Below are 16,884 nucleotides of genomic sequence, written 5' to 3'. Positions count from 1 at the left end.
GATAAATTATTATCGTTTTACTTTAATAAATTGTTGTTTTTTTATTTCCCTCAGCTTATACTCTATTTGGTAAATTTAACCAAAAGGAAATAAAAATGAACACAGATATAGCTAAAAATCAGACTCGCTTAAATCAATATTGTAAATTGATGTCAGTATTAATTTTGATCCCTATCTTATGTATGCTGATTGGAACGATATCGCCTTTGTTATTTTACTTTTTTGATAAGAACAATATTGGGTTTGGATCGGATGGATATTCTTTTTTCATTTCCACTACAATGGATGATAGTATCGACATTTCTACAGGCCTAAACTTTTGGCAAGCTGCCTTAGCAACACTTATTGATACCGGCAGAATTGTTATTTTAATTTATGCTTTTAATCAACTACGATTAATGCTGGTTAATTTTGCGCAAGCGGACTATTTTTCCGTTAAATCAACAAAATACTGTTATAACTTTGGTAAATTTTTGGTGATTTGGGCGGTAATGGGCGTACTTTCAGAACCGGTAATAACGGCAATATTAAGTTACAATCAACCAGAGCGTTATTTTACGGTAGCGTTTACTAGCGAAGATTTTATGACACTGCTTTTAGCAATCAGTATTATGCTAGTTGGTCAGATCTTAAAAAAAGCCTGTCAGATCGCCGAAGAAAATAGACAGTTTATCTAAATATGGCATATAAATAATAACGTTAAGTACGATACAATGACGTTAACCTGGAAACTGATTTAATAGGATCTTAATGTGGCAATTATTATAAATTTAGATGTGATGCTGGCTAAACGCAAAGTTAAATCCAAAGACTTAGCGGCCGCAATCGGCATTACAGAACAAAATTTATCATTACTTAAGCAAGGTAAAGTAAAAGGATTCAGGCTAGCAACCCTCGAGGCAATCTGTAAACATTTAGATTGCCAACCGGGTGATATACTGGAATATAATGATAAAGAGTAAATGATTAACTTATTGCAAATAAGGCGGCTTCCTGGGCATGCAATAAAGCAGTATCAAAAAACGGCGTCAGACAATCTTTCTGTTGGATTAATAAACCAATTTCGGTGCAACCCAGTATAACGCCTTGTGCACCTTGCTTAACAAGTTTATCAATAATATTAAGATAAGCTTGCTTAGCGCTTGGCTTAATTATGCCATGGCAGAGTTCATCATAGATAATTTGATTGATGATCATTCTATCTTGCTCATCGGGAATAAGCACTTTTAATCCTTTATTAATCAGTTTTGATTTATAAAAGTCTTGTTCCATCGTATATTTTGTTCCAAGCAAAGCAACGGTTTGAATATTTTCTTTGATTAAGTGCTGTGCCGTAACATCAGCAATATGAAGAATGGGAATATCAATGACTGCTTGAATCTGATCTGCGACTTTATGCATAGTATTGGTACAAATCACAATGAAATCTGCCCCAGCTAATGCTAGTCTTTTCGCTGCATCAATTAAAATAAGCGCACTTTTATCCCACTCACCATTGGCTTGGCAATGTTCAATTTCTTGAAAATCGACACTATATAAAAGTGTTTTCGCTGAATGTAATCCTCCTAATGATTGTCCTACCTTTTGATTGATAACTTGATAATAAGTCACGGTACTTTCCCAGCTCATCCCGCCGATTAAACCTATTGTTTTCATTTTATTCATCCTTAACGTACTAAATCATAATATAACTTCTTTAAGATATCTTTTAGTTTATTATTAAAAGTTTATGCATCTCTTCTCTCAAAAAATAGTACTAATGTTATAATTTATCTTATTGGAATTTAAGATAAAAAACAATTAATGTCTAAACCGTTATCAAGTTATCATCCCTTACTTTATTGGTTAAGGGTAAATCAGCGTCGTTTGTTTCGTCATTTGTTCTGGTATTGTTCTTCGCGTCAATATAGCTTAGAACGTAGTCATGATTTACGTTTACCATATCGATATAAAAAACATACATCCAAATTAATACGTCGATTGGGTAACAGCGATATTCAGCTTCAATACAATAAAGTCACAAATCTAAAAATTGCAGTGGATTCGTTAAATGGAATCTTAATTAAACCAGGTGAATATTTTTCGTTTTGCCGATTAGTCGGAAAACCAACTAAAAAGCGAGGATTTTTGAATGGAATGGAACTTTCATTTGGTGTAGCTCGTTCCGGTATTGGCGGTGGTATATGTCAGATTAGTAATCTAATTCATTGGTTAGCTCTCCATTCAGAACTCCAAATAGTCGAACGAGCAAATCATAGCTTTGATCCTTTTCCTGATGATGGTCGAGTGTTGCCTTTTGGTTCGGGTGCCGCTGTTTTTTATAATTATATTGATCTTATTATTCATAATCCTACCGATAAAACGTTTCAAATTATGCTTCATGTTGGAGAGCACCAACTAGAAGGTGAGCTATTATGTGATGAAGAAAGACAATACAGCTATCATGTTTATGAAAAGCAGCATGCCTTTATTAAAAGGCAAGGTGTTATCTATAGAAAAAATGAAATTTGGAGAGACACCATGACCAAAAACAATGTCGGCGGCGCCCCGGCATGTATTTGTTCAGAAATGATGTATAAAAATAATGTAATTGTAAAATACGAAGTGAATGGAGAATTGATAACTAATGAAGAAAGCGAGTAAATATCTATTATTAATGCTAATTATGTGTTTTTCCTTTTCATGTTTTGCTGATCCCAAAGTAATTCATGTCGTTGTTGCATTATGTGATAATAAGTATCAAGGCATTGTACCCGTTCCGGCCGCAATTGGTAATGGTCAAGATCCAAAAAATAATCTTTATTGGGGCGCGGCCTATGGTTTTAAAACCTATTTTAATAAACAAAAAGAGTGGCAACAGGTAAAAATAAATAAACCAGAGAATAGTAAAATTTTGGAAGAAATAATTTATAAACATAAAACAAAAGATGTTTATCTTATAGCACAGGCTTATGATGGTAAATATATTGATGATGCTGTTAATGATTTTATAACCTATTCAGCTGGGAAGAAAGAAGCTTCTTATTCAATCAATAATACCCAAATTGTCGCAGGGGGAAAAGCCAATTTAGTTATTTATATCGGTCATGACTCTTTAATGGAGTGGTCATGGCGAAATTATTTACCCGATAATTTACGCTGGGATACTTTACCCAAAAATGTTCAAGAAAAACAAAAATCACGCTATGCAGCAGTATTTGCTTGTAAAAGTCAGAAATATTTTACACCACCACTATCTCGTTTAGGTATTAACCCGTTGATCTTAACCTTGCACCGTATGGCGCCAGAAGCTTATAGTATTCATGCTATGATCAATAGTTGGTTGGATGGTAAATCAAAAGATGAAATAAAATTTGAAGTAGCAACAGCTTATAGTCAATATCAAAAGTTAAGCAAACCAGCCTTACATATATTTACGACAGAATATAGTCAATAATCTGTTTCATTGATAATAAGGCTTATTAATAAGAAGGAAGATAGATATGCTGCAAAAACCTAAATTTGTTATCTTAACTGGTGCGGGTATTTCTGCGGAATCTGGACTATCGACATTCCGTGCACAAAATGGATTGTGGGAAGGGTATGATGTTAATGATGTTGCAACCTATGAAGGTTATAGTCGCGATCCCATTGCGGTCCATTCTTTCTATAATATGCTACGAAAAAAATTACAAAGCCCTGAGGTAAAACCAAACTTAGCGCATTTTGCTTTAGCTGAGCTTGAACATAAGCTCGGCAGTGAAAATGTATTAATTGTGACACAAAATGTTGATAATCTTCATGAGCGGGCGGGTTCTAAAAATATTATTCACATGCATGGCGAATTATTGAAAGTTCGTAATGAGCAAACCGGGCAAATTATTGATTGTCATCAAGATGTGGATTATGTAAAAAATAAGCTTATTCGTCCTCACATAGTATGGTTTGGTGAAATCCCATTAGAGATGAATAAAATTTACCATGCGCTTTCACAAGCTGACTATTTTATTTCGATTGGTACATCGGGCAATGTTTACCCGGCAGCGGGTTTTGTAGAGGTTGCTAATCAATCGTGGGCAAAAACTGTTGAGCTCAATTTAGAGCCGAGTTTGGGGGAAAGTTTATTTCAAACCAAAATTTACGGCCCAGCAAGTAAAATTGTGCCTGAATTTGTAGAAACATTAAGCGTTAATTAATTAAGTTTCTTCAAATATTTTTTCGTATCTAAATTTTCCATTTGGCCTAGGATCCATTTTGCTTTTTTTTGTGTAAGGATATTAGGATTAACTGGACTCCATTTTCTAGGATTAGGTAAAATTGCAGCCAGTAAACTAGCTTGCTCTTTGGTTAATTGCTTTGCACTGACACCAAAGTAGTGGCGTGAGGCGGCCTCAATACCAAAAATCCCTTCCCCCCATTCAACGCTATTTAAATAAATCTCAAGTGTCCGTTGCTTTGACCAAATAAGCTCAATCCAAACTGTGAACCATGATTCAACACCTTTGCGGATCCAATTTCGCGATGACCATAAAAAAATATTTTTCGCAACTTGCTGAGTGATGGTACTGGCGCCACGGATTTTTCTATTATTTTTATTATAATTTAGCGCACGGTTTATTGCCTTAAAATCAAATCCCCAATGATTGGCAAATTGCTGATCTTCAGCAGCTATAACGGCAATCTTAATATTATCTGAAATTTGATCCCAATCTTTCCAAATTCGTTGTTGATTAATATTCCAGTTAGCGATCTTTCTTTCGACCATCAGCATGGAACCCCAAGGATTAACCCAACGCATAAGCAGAATAAGAAAAACAGAGAAAAGCATTAATCCAATTAGGACTTTCTTGGCAATGCTTATAGTTTTTCTTAGTCGAAATTTCATAATGATAATATTAGTTAAAAAAACAGTTAAGTAAAATACGATATATTAACGGCAAAATAAATAATTATTTATAAAATTCACAATTTGCTCTGGTTGATTAATATCTAATACAGGTAAAGATGTTATTAACGGCTCATCGCTAGCAACAGCAATGGTAAAATCATCAATAAATAATGGTTTTTGACATTGTTTTAGATGACACATAATTTTAGGAATTTGTTCATCTTTAAATCCCTCAATTAATATCACATCAACATCGGTAAACCGATTAATAAGCGTTTTTAGATCTGCTGGGGTATCTGGTGTTTCTTCAATCAATGCGTAACGTTTATCGCAGGCAACAATAGTTTGTAATGCCCCCGATTTGCGTAGCTCATAACTATCTTTACCAGGGATATCTAACTCAATATCATGATGGGCATGTTTTAATGAACCTACTTTAATATTTTGCAAAACCATTAACTGAATAATCTTTTTTAGCAAAGTGGTTTTACCACATCCACTATATCCAGTAATACCAATAATTTTTTTATTATTCATAGATTCTCAACAATAACGTGCTATATTTAAACGTAAATATTATTTTATACAAGATTAATGATATGTACGATTTTTTAAATGATTATAATCAAACAGTACACCCTAAATTGTTAGAAGAATTTATCAATATCAATAATAAAAAGTTGATTGGATATGGCTTAGATGATTGTTGTAATGATGCAATCGATCAGATTAGGAAAAGATTAAAATCCCCGAATGCAGACATACATTTTATAGCTGGTGGGACAATTACCAATTTAACAACCATTTCACATATACTAAAACCATATCAGGCTGTGATTGCAGCGGAAACCGGACACATCAATGTGCATGAAACGGGTGCAATTGAAGCCACAGGGCATAAGGTTGTAACGGTGAAAACTGAAGATGGAAAATTAACACCAGAATCCATAAAACCTGTTTTAGATTATCATTGTGACGAGCACATGGTCCAACCAAAGCTCATATACATTTCCAACACTACCGAATTAGGTACCCTATATACCAAACAAGAGCTAAAAAAACTGTATCAATTTTGTCAAAAAAATCATTTATATCTTTATTTAGATGGTGCGCGTTTAGCTATGGCATTAGGCGCTAAAGATAATGACATTACTTTCCCTGATTTAGCCAAGTATACCGATGTATTTTATATTGGTGGCACTAAAGTTGGTGGTTTTGCTGGTGAAGCGTTGGTATTTAACAATCATAATATTAATCGCGACTTCCGTTTTAATATGAAACAAAAAGGAGCAATATTAGCTAAAAGTTGGATTATAGCTGTACAATTTAAAGCGTTAATGCAAAATAACCTTTATCTTTCATTAGGCAAACATAGCAATATGATGGCTGAAAAACTTACAAACTTATTTGAAAATGAGGGATTCACCTTTGCAGCCAAACCACAAACCAACCAGCTGTTTGTCAATTTACCGAATCAATTAGCCAAAAAAATTACTTCACGTTATGCTGTGGATAATTTAGGGCAAAGTGATCCAAACCATATTTGTTTACGTTTTTGCACTTCGTGGTCAACACAAGAAGTTGAAATAGAAAGCTTTGCTCAAGAATTAAAAAAATTGCTTAAAAAATGACAGTAAGTTTTTATCTATCAAACTGTTAATAATTAAAATATAAAAAAAGTTGAGGAACGGGGTTTTTAAACAAAAAAATCAATAAGCTAATGCATAAAAAGGCCCGATTTGTGATTTATTTATTCGCCTCAATTGCCAAATTGGCACTTTCTAGCATATCAACTGTATTAATATTGATAAAACTAGTAGGCGTATCGCTAAAATTAACAGCAGTTGCATGAATCTTCTTTAAAAACAGCATCAGTTTGCGATCACCGTTTTCTAAATATTTTTTTAGTTGAGCAATGACAGATTTATTGATTAATAAAATGGTTGGATGATTATCCTTACCATCAAAAGGAAAAATAGCTTGATGAGTAGCTGAAAATTTTGCTAATCGAGCGAGCAAATCATCTGGTAAAAAAGGGGTATCACAACTAACAAATAAGTTCCAATCTGTATTGCTTCGTAATAAGCCACTATAGATTCCGGCAAGCGGCCCTAAAAATCCTTTTAAATCATCACCAAAAATAGGGTAGTTTAGCGAGCCATACTGATCAGCATGCTGATTACAATTAATCATTATAAAATCGACTTGAGGTTTGATGCGATCAATTACATGTTGAAAAAGTGGTTTCCCAGCTAATAACATCAAGCCTTTATCCACACCATTCATGCGGTTACTCTGACCACCAGCTAAAATAATAGCAGTAATAGGCAGTTTTTCCATAAATTCTTTCTCTTTTACATTGCCAAAAAGCAAAATAACATTACTATATAGCAAAGTTATTTTTTAGACATAAAATATACTTGTTTATGAATCTTTTAAATGGACAATTTAAATTTAAAGCCGAGTATATACTAGAAGCTTATTAATATATAGATTGTAAAGTAAAGATTAACATAAAGGTTTATGTCATCATCTATCAACTTAGTTGAATAATTAAAAGGTAGTTATTATGAAATGTCATCGTATTGATGAGTTAATTGGGTTATTACAACCAGCTTGGGAAAATGATTCAGATCTCAATTTATTACAGCTTTTAGATAAATTGGGTAAAGAAGCTGGTTTTGATGGTAATTTAAAAGATCTTAGTGATGAAGTTTTAATTTATCATTTAAAAATGCGTAATTCAGATAAAAACGAAGCTATACCTGGATTAAAAAAAGATTATGAAGATGATTTTAAATCAGCAATATTAAAAGCTCGCGGAATTATTAAAGAATAAGGAGAATAAATTAAATGAAAAAAACGCTTATTGCTATTGGAGTATTATTAACTTCTATAACCTGTTTTGCGCAAGAAGCGCCGGCAGATAATAAAAATGATACTCAACCCGCTACAGCAAATGTTGCTGAGCAGCTAAAACCGATTGAACAAGGTGAACAATATGGAGTTTTACCATTTGAACCCTCTCCAGATAAAGAGGTTGTAGAGTTTTTCTCATTCAACTGTCCTAGCTGTTTTAAATTTGAAAGCGAATATCATGCAACAGACGCGATTGCTAAAGCTTTACCAAATGGTACTAAATTTAAACGTTACCATTTAGAAAATTTTGGTCCATTAGCTAAAGAGCTAGCTGAAGCATGGGCGGTGGCTAATGTATTAGGTATTGAAGATAAAGTGTCAGATGCTCTTTATAAAGCAGTGCAAACCGAGCGTAAATTAAAAACTGCTGATGATATTAAAGCTGTCTTTGCTGACTTAGGTGTTGATGCTGAACTGTTTGATAAAACCAAACAAAGTTTTTTAGTTAAAGCGTTTATGACACAACAAACTGAGGCCTATAATCAATTAACACCGGAGTCAATTCCAACTGTTGTGGTTAATCGTAAGTTTTTTGTGAACTCGCGTGGTCTTAATACTAAAAATACCACTGATTATGTCAAAGATTATGCGAGAGTTACTGCCTACTTAGTGGATTTAGATCCGCATGTTAAGGTAGAAAACGATAAAAAAACTGAAAGTGAAGAACAAAATAATTAATTTTTAAACAGTTATTAACAAATTGTCATCCCTTTGCAGTTTATCGTGCAAAGGGATTTTATTTTAACAGCGCTTTTTATTCTCTTTCTAATGCATAAATTGGATCAAGTTTTGCGGCTCGTTTTGCTGGAAAATACCCAAAAATTATGCCAATTATACTTGAACAGCTAAAGGCAGCAATAATTGAAATGATTGAAAAACGCATTGCAAATATTGTGACAAAATAATTAAAAATTCCACCGACCATAAATGATAATAAAATACCTAATGTTCCGCCGATTAGACACACTAATACTGCTTCGATTAAAAACTGTTGCAGTATATCACTTGAACGTGCACCCACTGCCATGCGTACGCCAATTTCTCGGGTTCTTTCTGTGACGGATACTAGCATGATATTCATAACACCAATCCCACCCACTAACAGTGAGATAAATGCAATGGCTGAGATTAATAATGTTAATAGCCAAGCCGAAGAATTAACCGTTTCACGGATGCTATCTGAATTAAAGATAAAAAAGTCTTTAACACCATGCCGTTGTATCATGATTTTATTAATCGCTTGTTCAGCAACTGATAAATCAACATTATCATTAATCCGAACCGTAATACTTCTTAACGATGTTTGTCCAACCATGCGATTAATGACAGTGGTATAAGGTAACCAGATATTAAGACTCTCATTATTACCAAATCCCTGTTGTTGTTTGGCGGCAACACCGATTATTCTTACCGGTAATTGACCCACCATAAGAATTTTTCCAATTGGATTTTCATTCTTAAATAACTGTTTAACGGTATTTTCATCGATAACGGCATCTTGTGCTGATGATGCAACACTAGCTTGGTCAAAAGCAATACCTTGGGTGATGTTATAACCACGAACGGCAAAAAATTGCTCTCCCACACCATTTACTGTACCAGTCATCGCCAAATTTTTGACTCGAAAATAGACTGATGTTGCCAGATTTGGGGTCGTGCTATGAACAAAATTCTGTTTCGCTAAAAAGTCAGCATCGGATGAGCGAAGGGTGGTAATTTTATCTGCATTACGATCCCCAAATCCGCTACCGGGATAAATCTCTAGCGTGCTTGTTCCTAATGAGTTTATATTCGAGAGTATTTTTTGTTTTGTGCCTTCTCCTAATGCAACCATAGAAACGACAGAGGCTATGCCAATGATGATACCAAGCATGGTTAGAAAAGTGCGTAATCGTTGAGAACGCATCGACAATATCGCCATATTAAAGGCGTCTCGAAAACGATTGTATTTAGCTTGAAAGTTGTCTTGGGTTTTAGTAGTTTCGATCTGTTTAACTTGGCGATTATCTTTTTTTTCTTCTACCTGATAATTAGGATTGATTGAATCTGAGATAATATTTCCGTCACTGATTTCAATAATTCGCTCTGCACTTTGGGCAATATTGCTATCATGCGTTACAATAATCACCGTATGCCCTTGTTTATGAAGTTCTCGCAAGATAGCCATAACTTCTAATCCGCTTTTACGGTCAAGTGCGCCTGTTGGTTCATCTGCTAAAATAACTTGTCCGCCATTTATTAAGGCTCGAGCAATACTGACACGCTGTTGTTGACCTCCTGATAATTGACTGGGTTTATTACTAATTTTATCTTCAAGCCCTAAACGCGTTAATATTTCAATAGCTCGTTTTTTTCGTTGTTCATTAGTGATTCCTGCATAAATGGCGGGAATTTCAACGTTACCTTGTGCAGTTAAGGCGCTTAATAAATGATAGCGTTGAAAGATAAATCCAAAATGTTCACGACGTAATTCAGCTAATTCATCGGGTGATAATTTATTGGTGGTACGACCTCCAATGGTATAGACCCCCGAGCTTGGTTTATCTAAACAACCTAAAATATTCATTAACGTCGATTTGCCTGAGCCAGACGCACCAATAATGGCAACCATTTCACCGGCATTGATCGTTAAATTGATATTTTTAAGCACTTGTATGGTTGAATCACCGGCTGGAAATTCACGAACAATATTCTCAAGTTTGATAAGTGGATTATTTGTCATATCAAAATCTTATCCTCGGCGTGCGTCCATTAGGATTAAATAATGCGCCATTGTTACTACCAATAATGACGACTTCACCTTCTTTAAGTCCCGATTTGATTTCCACATTGATATTATTATTGATACCTAGACTGACTTCTCGTTCTTCAACATTATTATGTTGATCAAGTAGATAAATAATCGCTTTATTATCTGCTAAATTTTTTTGAACAGCTTGGGATGGAATAGTCAGTACATTTTTCGCTTCAGCTAACACAATATATACTTGAGCTGTCATTGAAATACGTAAAAGATGATCAGGATTATCAACATCAAATAAACCATTGTAGTAAATTGCACTTTTGGTGGTAGATGATGCGCTTAACGTAGAGTTTTCAGTATTAATTGAGTCAGGTGCAGGCTCAATCGATCTTAATGTTAATCCCTCAAACCGCTTGTTTGGTTGTCCTAATATAGTGAAATAAACGGGCATACCTTTTTTAACACCAATAACATCGGCTTCCGAAATTTGTGCTTCAATGGTCATTTTATCTAATTGAGCGACTTTAACGATAGTCGGAGCACTTTGTACCGAGTTTACCGTTTGCCCTTGGTCGACAGGAATGGCAACAATAACACCATCAATTGGTGAGCGTATTTTGGTATAACCTAAATTAACTTTTGCAGTATCAACCGCCACTTGAGCGCTAACAATATCTGCATCAAGTGCTGCAATATCAGCTTTGATTGCATCAAGATCGGCTTTTGCTGAATCTAAATCTGATTGGACACCAACCCCTTTTTTAACCAGTTTTAATTGGCGTTCATAAGTTAGTTGATAGTTAACTAATTTTGCTTGCTTAGATGTACGCTGAGCTTCCAAGCTGTTTAATTTTGCTTCAGATTGTTTGAGATCGTTACTTTGTTTAAGATCATCAATCTCAGCTATCATATCTCCCTGCTTAACTTCATCGCCAAGTTCAACATACAATTTTTTGATTTGTCCAGAAACTTGTGCACCAACACTAACTTGTTTAAAAGCGCTTATAGTGCCATCAGCAAGAACCGTTTTCTCAACATTTCCTTTCGTTACTGGCGACGTAATATAATTAACGGCCTGCTCTGAAGGAAAAAAAATTAATTTTCCTAAATAAAGCACAACTAAAGTGGCAATAAAGATAACGATATATTTGAATCTAAAGAATTTTGCCAATTTTTCATCCTTTCGTTTTTGTTATTTTTTGAGCATTGTATCGTATTAATTTCATTTGCAATGATAACTAAAGATAATAAATTGTAATTTTTATGAAAATTTTTAACTGTATTAAAGATATTTCTGAATTGATAGAAAAAATCACCTTTCTTTCAATATGTACTTAAAAATTTAATTATAAATATCATTAGATAATCATACATAGGAATACCTGTTTATTGCACAAAAAAGTAGGCAATTCCTAATTAACTTACTAATGAAAATTAGTGAAGCTTTGAGCCGTTCCTTTGTTCAATTTACTAATAAAACTATTTTCGCGTCAAGCTGATAAGTTTCTAAAATAATTCTAAAATTCCAATAACTATTTAGGTGGATAATCTGATTAGGAACACTTATTTTGATATGCATTAGGCTTTAATTTCCAAATTTATGCAATTTTAGACCTTCAAAAACCCCGTTCCTCAAAATTTTTTGCAAAAGTTTTGTCAATACTCAATGTAAATGTAGATCCGTATTAGGATTTATTTAGGATTGCGTTATAATGGCGCAAATTTTTTATTCGTTAAAGATATATTGTAGCAATGGCGTTAAAAATAACTGATAAGTGTATTAATTGTGATATGTGTGAACCTGAATGTCCAAATGAGGCCATTTCAATGGGGTTCGATACTTATGAAATTGATCCAAATAAATGCACTGAGTGTGTCGGTTATTATGATCATTCTACCTGTCAACGCGTCTGTCCAATTCAAAATGCGATTATTGCTGATCCAGAGCATGTTGAAACTCAAGACGAATTATTGCAAAAATTTAAGCAACTAACACACTCTTCTTAATCAGTTGTTTTAACTTCTATACGTAACTCTTTGGGAATTTCAAAAGTAATATTCTCTGAAATACCTTCGGTTTCAATCATTGATGTGCAACCTAAACTTTTTAGATGCTCAATAACTTGTTTAACTAAAATTTCTGGGGCAGAAGCGCCAGCGGTTACGCCAATAGTTCGGGCATTTTCTAGCCATTTAAGATTAATGTCTGAGGCGTAGTCGATTAAGTAGGCATTTTTGCTGTTTCGTCTTGCAAGCTCTGCTAATCGACTGGAGTTTGATGAATTTTTAGATCCAACCACTAAGACAATATCGGCTTGAGATGATAACTGCTTAACTGCTTGTTGGCGGTTAGTGGTGGCATAACAAATATCGTTTTTACGAGGGCTACGAATATTGGGAAATCGATTTTTTAACGCTTCAATGATTTCTGCGGTATCATCAACCGATAAGGTTGTTTGTGTTGTAAAACAGAGATGATTGTCATTTTTTACTTGCAAGTTTTGTACATCTTTAATTGATTCGACTAAATAGATTCCACCTGCTGGATTACTATATTGTCCCATCGTGCCATCTACTTCAATATGGCCAGCATGACCAATAAGAATAACCTCTTCACCTCGATAGCTTGCTCTGGCGACTTCCATATGAACTTTAGTTACTAAAGGGCATGTTGCATCGAATATTCGTAGCTGACGACGTTTGGCCTCATCACGAACTGTTTTAGATACCCCATGGGCAGAAAAAATAAGGATACTATCGTCTGGGACATCATTGAGATCTTCGATAAATATTGCGCCAAGTTCTTTAAGACGGTTAACTACGTAGCGATTATGTACAACTTCATGGCGAACATAAACAGGAGCACCAAATAGCTCAAGCGCGCGTTCAACGATAGTAATAGCTCGATCTACTCCAGCACAAAAGCCACGAGGATTAGCGAGTATAATCTGCATATTAGTCAGTCTTTTTAGCATAATTGCTTAGGATGTAAAATCCAATACCTAAACAAATCGCACAATCAGCAATATTAAAAGTTGGGTAGTGCCAATCACCAAAATTGACATCTAGAAAGTCGACAACAAATCCATGGTAAAGACGGTCAAATAGGTTTCCTAATGCACCACCTAAAATTAATGCTAATGAAAAATTTTCTAATTTTTGCTTATGGTTACTGCGATATAACATATAAACAATTACGACACTAACAGCAAAAGCTACGGCAGCAAGTATCCATCGTTGACCTTCAAAAATACTGAAAGCTGCGCCAATATTATGTACATAGGTGATAGAGAAGAAGGGTAAAAGATTTACAGATTCAAATAAGTAAAAATTATTTATAATCCAGAATTTACTTGCGATATCGATAATAAAAACTACAACCGCAAATAATAACCAGAGAAGTCCGTTATCTTTTTTCATATAATTTATGCTCATTATTATAATACCGCCGACAATCGTCGGCGGTAAGTGTTCTTAATTGCTATAAAATTATTTTTATAGCCCTATTTATTTTTATATCACTTAGGCAAAATGTCTAACTTCACCATTACCATGAATGTTTTGTTCACAACGTTTACATAAGTGAGTGGTTGGGTTGTTATCAACTGTAAAATGCCAGCAACGAGGACATTTATCGCCTTGTGCTTTAGCAAGTTCAATTTTAAGACCTTGAATATCACTTTGTACCGCATGTTGTGGTGCATTTTCTAAAGGTTTCACCGTCGCTTGTGAAGTCAGTAATACAAAGCGTAATTCGTTTTCTAATTTAGCGAGAGCCGTTGCTATTTCGCTATTAGCATAAAGGGTTACCGCTGCTTCAAGTGATCCCCCGATAACTTTATCATTACGGCCTTGTTCTAAAACTTTATTGACTTCACTTCGAATAGCTAAGATTTGAGCCCAATAAGCACTGTTTAATGTTTCACTATCTGATAAGGTAAATAGCAAGGTATACCATTCATCTTCAAATACAAATTCAGATTTTTCAGAAGCAGGTAGATATTGCCAAATTTCATCAGCAGTGAATGATAAAACTGGTGCAATCCAACGAACCATCGCTTGAGCGATATGATATAACGCAGTTTGACAACTATGGCGCGCAACACTATCGCTTTTTGCAGTATATTGACGATCTTTGATAATATCTAAATAGAATGAGCCCATTTCGATTGAGCAAAATTGCATAATACGTTGTACGACTCTATGGAAATCGTAGTTTTCATAAGCTTGAATGATTTGCTCTTGAGCTTCTTTAGCTATACTGACAGCCCAACGATCAAGTACTACCATATCTTCTGGTTTAACCATATCTTTAGCTGGATCGAAACCATTTAAGTTAGCCAGTAAGAAGCGTGCGGTATTACGAATACGACGGTAGCTATCGGCTGCACGTTTAATGATTTCATCTGAATAACTCATTTCGCCTGAATAATCAGTCGATGCAATCCACAAACGTAAAATATCTGCCCCAAGTTTATTCATCACTTCTTGTGGGGTCACAATGTTACCAAGTGATTTAGACATCTTACGTCCTTGTCCATCGACGACAAAACCGTGAGTTAATACTTGTTTATACGGTGCTTTGTTATCAATTGCCGTTGATAGCATTAATGAAGACATAAACCAACCACGATGCTGATCTGAACCTTCTAAGTACATATCGGCTTCGTGTCCTGCAAATTCAGGACGCACGCCAACCACTGAGTAGAATGTTGAGCCTGAATCAAACCATACATCTAGTGTATCGGGCACTTTACGATAATCATCAGCATCAGGGCCTAATAAATCTTTAATATCGGCATCCCACCATGCTTGAATACCGTTTTGTTCAACCAATTTAGCCACTTTCTCAACTAATTGTAGTGTGTCTGGATGCAACTCTTCAGTTTCTTTATGCACAAATAGCGTCATAGGCACGCCCCATGTGCGTTGACGTGAAATACACCAATCAGGACGGTTCGCTACCATAGTTTCAATTCGAGCTTGTCCCCAATCTGGAATCCAACGAACTTGTTTGATCTCTTTTAGTGATTGAGCACGTAAACCTTGTTTATCCATACTGATAAACCATTGTGGTGTTGCGCGGTAGATAACAGGCGTTTTATGTCGCCAGCAACAAGGATAGCTATGTTCAATATTTTCAAAGTGTAGTAAAGCATTGCGTTCTTTTAATAGTTCAACTACCACTTTATTGGCTTTGAAAACAAACAAACCATCTAAACCAACGCCTGTTCCAGGTAAATAACAGCCATTGCCACCAACAGGGTTAGCAACTTCAAGCCCATATTTTTGACCAACTAAAAAGTCTTCAACACCGTGACCAGGCGCAGTGTGCACTGCACCTGTACCTGCGTCAACTGTCACATGTTCACCAAGTACAATTGGTTCATCAAACTCAAGGAAAGGATGTTTAAAGCGTAATAGCTCAAGCGCATCACCTTTACAGCTGCCAAGTACTTTCCATTCTGAAATTTCGGCACGTTTCATGACTGATTCGACCAGATCAGCGGCTAAAATTAAGCATTCTTTATCGTTTATTTGTACTAGTTGATACTCAAATTCAGCATTTAAGGCAATACCTCGGCTGGCAGGTAATGTCCAAGGTGTTGTCGTCCAAATCACGGCATAAATAGTTAGGTCGGTATTAACACCAAATTTACTTGCAACAGCTTGGTTATCTACGGCTTTGAATTTTACATCTATTGCGGGCGATGATTTATCATAATATTCGACTTCAGCTTCCGCTAAAGCTGACATACAATCTGTACACCAATAAACTGGTTTAGCACCTTTGACTAAATGCCCATTTTGAATCACTCTACCTAAAGCACGAATAATATTCGCTTCAGTATCATAGTCCATTGTACGGTATGGATTTTGCCAATCCCCAAGCACACCCATGCGAATAAAGTCAGCTTTTTGTAATTCAACTTGTGAAGCAGCATAATCACGACAAATTTGGCGAAACTCAGCTGGTGTTACTTTTACACCTGGTTTACCGACTTGCTCCTCGACTTTTTGCTCAATCGGCAAACCATGACAATCCCATCCTGGAATATATGGGGAGTCATAACCACTTAAGCCTTTTGATTTGATAATAATGTCTTTAATTATTTTATTAACGGCATGACCAATATGAAGTTTTCCGTTTGCATAAGGAGGGCCATCATGCAGAATAAAAGCTTTTTTGCCTTTTTTGCCTTGACGGATTTTGCGATAAAGTTCTTTATCGTACCAATTTTGCAACATCGCCGGTTCACGTTTAGCAAGATCACCTCGCATAGGGAATCCGGTTTCCGGTAAATTCAATGTGTTTTTATAGTCTGTCATGCTGATTTATTCCAGTTAATTTTTG

General features: G+C 35.1%; 18 protein-coding genes. 9 read left to right on the top strand and 9 right to left on the bottom strand.

Annotated elements, in window-relative coordinates; translation table 11 throughout:
• The first annotated feature begins 95 nt into the window (after positions 1-95).
• Together GYM76_RS10035 and GYM76_RS10030 are read left to right on the top strand one after the other, a co-directional pair.
• Complete coding sequence (locus GYM76_RS10035; protein ID WP_220225378.1) at positions 96-677, top strand: DUF2975 domain-containing protein; 582 nt, start codon at positions 96-98, stop codon at positions 675-677.
• 75 nt (positions 678-752) lie between these two features.
• The gene (locus tag GYM76_RS10030) at positions 753-962 is read left to right on the top strand and encodes a helix-turn-helix transcriptional regulator (RefSeq protein ID WP_220216218.1); all 210 of its coding nucleotides are present in this window, start codon (positions 753-755) and stop codon (positions 960-962) included.
• Between the two features lie 4 nt (positions 963-966).
• On the opposite strand, the gene GYM76_RS10025 is transcribed toward GYM76_RS10030, so the two are convergent.
• A complete protein-coding gene (locus GYM76_RS10025) occupies positions 967-1,656 on the bottom strand; it encodes an aspartate/glutamate racemase family protein (protein ID WP_220225377.1) in 690 nt (229 codons plus the stop codon).
• A gap of 147 nt (positions 1,657-1,803) precedes the next feature.
• Here GYM76_RS10025 and GYM76_RS10020 point away from each other — a divergent pair, with 147 nt between their 5' ends.
• Genes GYM76_RS10020 through cobB form a run of 3 tightly spaced genes read left to right on the top strand, consistent with a single transcriptional unit; the run spans position 1,804 to position 4,175 of the window.
• On the top strand, positions 1,804-2,643 hold the full coding sequence (locus GYM76_RS10020) for a VanW family protein (protein ID WP_220225376.1): 840 nt from the start codon (positions 1,804-1,806) through the stop codon (positions 2,641-2,643).
• Positions 2,627-3,436, top strand: a complete 810-nt coding sequence (locus tag GYM76_RS10015) for a hypothetical protein (RefSeq protein WP_220225375.1) — start codon at positions 2,627-2,629, stop codon at positions 3,434-3,436. Before GYM76_RS10020 ends, GYM76_RS10015 begins: the two co-directional genes overlap by 17 nt.
• 46 nt (positions 3,437-3,482) lie before the next feature.
• Complete coding sequence (cobB, locus tag GYM76_RS10010; RefSeq protein WP_220225374.1) at positions 3,483-4,175, top strand: Sir2 family NAD+-dependent deacetylase; 693 nt, start codon at positions 3,483-3,485, stop codon at positions 4,173-4,175.
• Here the strand turns inward: cobB and mtgA are convergent.
• Positions 4,172-4,864, bottom strand: coding sequence for a monofunctional biosynthetic peptidoglycan transglycosylase (gene mtgA, locus GYM76_RS10005; RefSeq protein WP_065563836.1), 693 nt, complete (start codon positions 4,862-4,864; stop codon positions 4,172-4,174). The genes cobB and mtgA overlap by 4 nt on opposite strands.
• Positions 4,865-4,909: 45 nt before the next feature.
• The gene (gene mobB, locus GYM76_RS10000; protein WP_065563835.1) at positions 4,910-5,404 is read right to left on the bottom strand and encodes a molybdopterin-guanine dinucleotide biosynthesis protein B; all 495 of its coding nucleotides are present in this window, start codon (positions 5,402-5,404) and stop codon (positions 4,910-4,912) included.
• A gap of 62 nt (positions 5,405-5,466) precedes the next feature.
• Between mobB and GYM76_RS09995 the strand changes: the two genes are divergently transcribed.
• Complete coding sequence (locus tag GYM76_RS09995; RefSeq protein ID WP_220225373.1) at positions 5,467-6,498, top strand: low specificity L-threonine aldolase; 1,032 nt, start codon at positions 5,467-5,469, stop codon at positions 6,496-6,498.
• Between the two features lie 115 nt (positions 6,499-6,613).
• Here the strand turns inward: GYM76_RS09995 and mobA are convergent, their stop codons facing one another.
• The gene (gene mobA, locus GYM76_RS09990; RefSeq protein WP_220225372.1) at positions 6,614-7,207 is read right to left on the bottom strand and encodes a molybdenum cofactor guanylyltransferase MobA; all 594 of its coding nucleotides are present in this window, start codon (positions 7,205-7,207) and stop codon (positions 6,614-6,616) included.
• A gap of 229 nt (positions 7,208-7,436) precedes the next feature.
• Between mobA and GYM76_RS09985 the strand changes: the two genes are divergently transcribed.
• Both GYM76_RS09985 and GYM76_RS09980 read left to right on the top strand, forming a co-directional pair.
• Positions 7,437-7,706, top strand: coding sequence for a YihD family protein (locus tag GYM76_RS09985; protein WP_220225371.1), 270 nt, complete (start codon positions 7,437-7,439; stop codon positions 7,704-7,706).
• Between the two features lie 14 nt (positions 7,707-7,720).
• On the top strand, positions 7,721-8,464 hold the full coding sequence (locus GYM76_RS09980; RefSeq protein ID WP_220225370.1) for a DsbA family protein: 744 nt from the start codon (positions 7,721-7,723) through the stop codon (positions 8,462-8,464).
• 76 nt (positions 8,465-8,540) lie between these two features.
• On the opposite strand, the gene GYM76_RS09975 is transcribed toward GYM76_RS09980, so the two are convergent.
• Both GYM76_RS09975 and GYM76_RS09970 read right to left on the bottom strand, forming a co-directional pair.
• Positions 8,541-10,508: a MacB family efflux pump subunit gene (locus GYM76_RS09975; protein WP_220225369.1), complete on the bottom strand. Its 1,968-nt coding sequence runs from the start codon at positions 10,506-10,508 to the stop codon at positions 8,541-8,543.
• Position 10,509: 1 nt separating this feature from the next.
• Positions 10,510-11,700, bottom strand: coding sequence for an efflux RND transporter periplasmic adaptor subunit (locus GYM76_RS09970; protein ID WP_220225368.1), 1,191 nt, complete (start codon positions 11,698-11,700; stop codon positions 10,510-10,512).
• Positions 11,701-12,281: 581 nt separating this feature from the next.
• On the opposite strand from GYM76_RS09970, the gene GYM76_RS09965 reads away from it, so the two are divergent.
• Positions 12,282-12,536: a YfhL family 4Fe-4S dicluster ferredoxin gene (locus tag GYM76_RS09965; RefSeq protein WP_065563848.1), complete on the top strand. Its 255-nt coding sequence runs from the start codon at positions 12,282-12,284 to the stop codon at positions 12,534-12,536.
• Here GYM76_RS09965 and ispH read toward each other — a convergent pair.
• From ispH to ileS, 3 genes are all read right to left on the bottom strand, one after another.
• Complete coding sequence (gene ispH / locus GYM76_RS09960) at positions 12,533-13,483, bottom strand: 4-hydroxy-3-methylbut-2-enyl diphosphate reductase (RefSeq protein WP_220225367.1); 951 nt, start codon at positions 13,481-13,483, stop codon at positions 12,533-12,535. The genes GYM76_RS09965 and ispH overlap by 4 nt on opposite strands.
• Position 13,484: 1 nt before the next feature.
• On the bottom strand, positions 13,485-13,949 hold the full coding sequence (gene lspA / locus GYM76_RS09955; RefSeq protein WP_220225366.1) for a signal peptidase II: 465 nt from the start codon (positions 13,947-13,949) through the stop codon (positions 13,485-13,487).
• A 102-nt stretch (positions 13,950-14,051) separates the two neighbouring features.
• Positions 14,052-16,859: an isoleucine--tRNA ligase gene (gene ileS / locus GYM76_RS09950; protein WP_220225365.1), complete on the bottom strand. Its 2,808-nt coding sequence runs from the start codon at positions 16,857-16,859 to the stop codon at positions 14,052-14,054.
• Between the last annotated feature and the right edge of the window lie 25 nt (positions 16,860-16,884).

Origin of the sequence: Gilliamella sp. ESL0443 (assembly GCF_019469165.1) — a bacterium.
In the GTDB taxonomy this organism is placed as follows: Bacteria; Pseudomonadota; Gammaproteobacteria; order Enterobacterales; family Orbaceae; genus Gilliamella; species Gilliamella apicola_E.
The sequence above is the reverse complement of the archived record's forward strand: the minus strand, read 5'-3'. Positions and strand labels throughout refer to the sequence as shown.

Coding starts and splice junctions, on each gene's coding strand:
- GYM76_RS10035 (WP_220225378.1), top strand. CDS start 96: ATGAACACAGATATAGCTAAAAATCAGACTCGCTTAAATCAATATTGT.
- GYM76_RS10025 (WP_220225377.1), bottom strand. CDS start 1,656: ATGAAAACAATAGGTTTAATCGGCGGGATGAGCTGGGAAAGTACCGTG.
- GYM76_RS10020 (WP_220225376.1), top strand. CDS start 1,804: ATGTCTAAACCGTTATCAAGTTATCATCCCTTACTTTATTGGTTAAGG.
- GYM76_RS10015 (WP_220225375.1), top strand. CDS start 2,627: ATGAAGAAAGCGAGTAAATATCTATTATTAATGCTAATTATGTGTTTT.
- cobB (WP_220225374.1), top strand. CDS start 3,483: ATGCTGCAAAAACCTAAATTTGTTATCTTAACTGGTGCGGGTATTTCT.
- mtgA (WP_065563836.1), bottom strand. CDS start 4,864: ATGAAATTTCGACTAAGAAAAACTATAAGCATTGCCAAGAAAGTCCTA.
- mobB (WP_065563835.1), bottom strand. CDS start 5,404: ATGAATAATAAAAAAATTATTGGTATTACTGGATATAGTGGATGTGGT.
- GYM76_RS09995 (WP_220225373.1), top strand. CDS start 5,467: ATGTACGATTTTTTAAATGATTATAATCAAACAGTACACCCTAAATTG.
- mobA (WP_220225372.1), bottom strand. CDS start 7,207: ATGGAAAAACTGCCTATTACTGCTATTATTTTAGCTGGTGGTCAGAGT.
- GYM76_RS09985 (WP_220225371.1), top strand. CDS start 7,437: ATGAAATGTCATCGTATTGATGAGTTAATTGGGTTATTACAACCAGCT.
- GYM76_RS09980 (WP_220225370.1), top strand. CDS start 7,721: ATGAAAAAAACGCTTATTGCTATTGGAGTATTATTAACTTCTATAACC.
- GYM76_RS09975 (WP_220225369.1), bottom strand. CDS start 10,508: ATGACAAATAATCCACTTATCAAACTTGAGAATATTGTTCGTGAATTT.
- GYM76_RS09965 (WP_065563848.1), top strand. CDS start 12,282: ATGGCGTTAAAAATAACTGATAAGTGTATTAATTGTGATATGTGTGAA.
- ispH (WP_220225367.1), bottom strand. CDS start 13,483: ATGCAGATTATACTCGCTAATCCTCGTGGCTTTTGTGCTGGAGTAGAT.
- lspA (WP_220225366.1), bottom strand. CDS start 13,949: ATGAAAAAAGATAACGGACTTCTCTGGTTATTATTTGCGGTTGTAGTT.
- ileS (WP_220225365.1), bottom strand. CDS start 16,859: ATGACAGACTATAAAAACACATTGAATTTACCGGAAACCGGATTCCCT.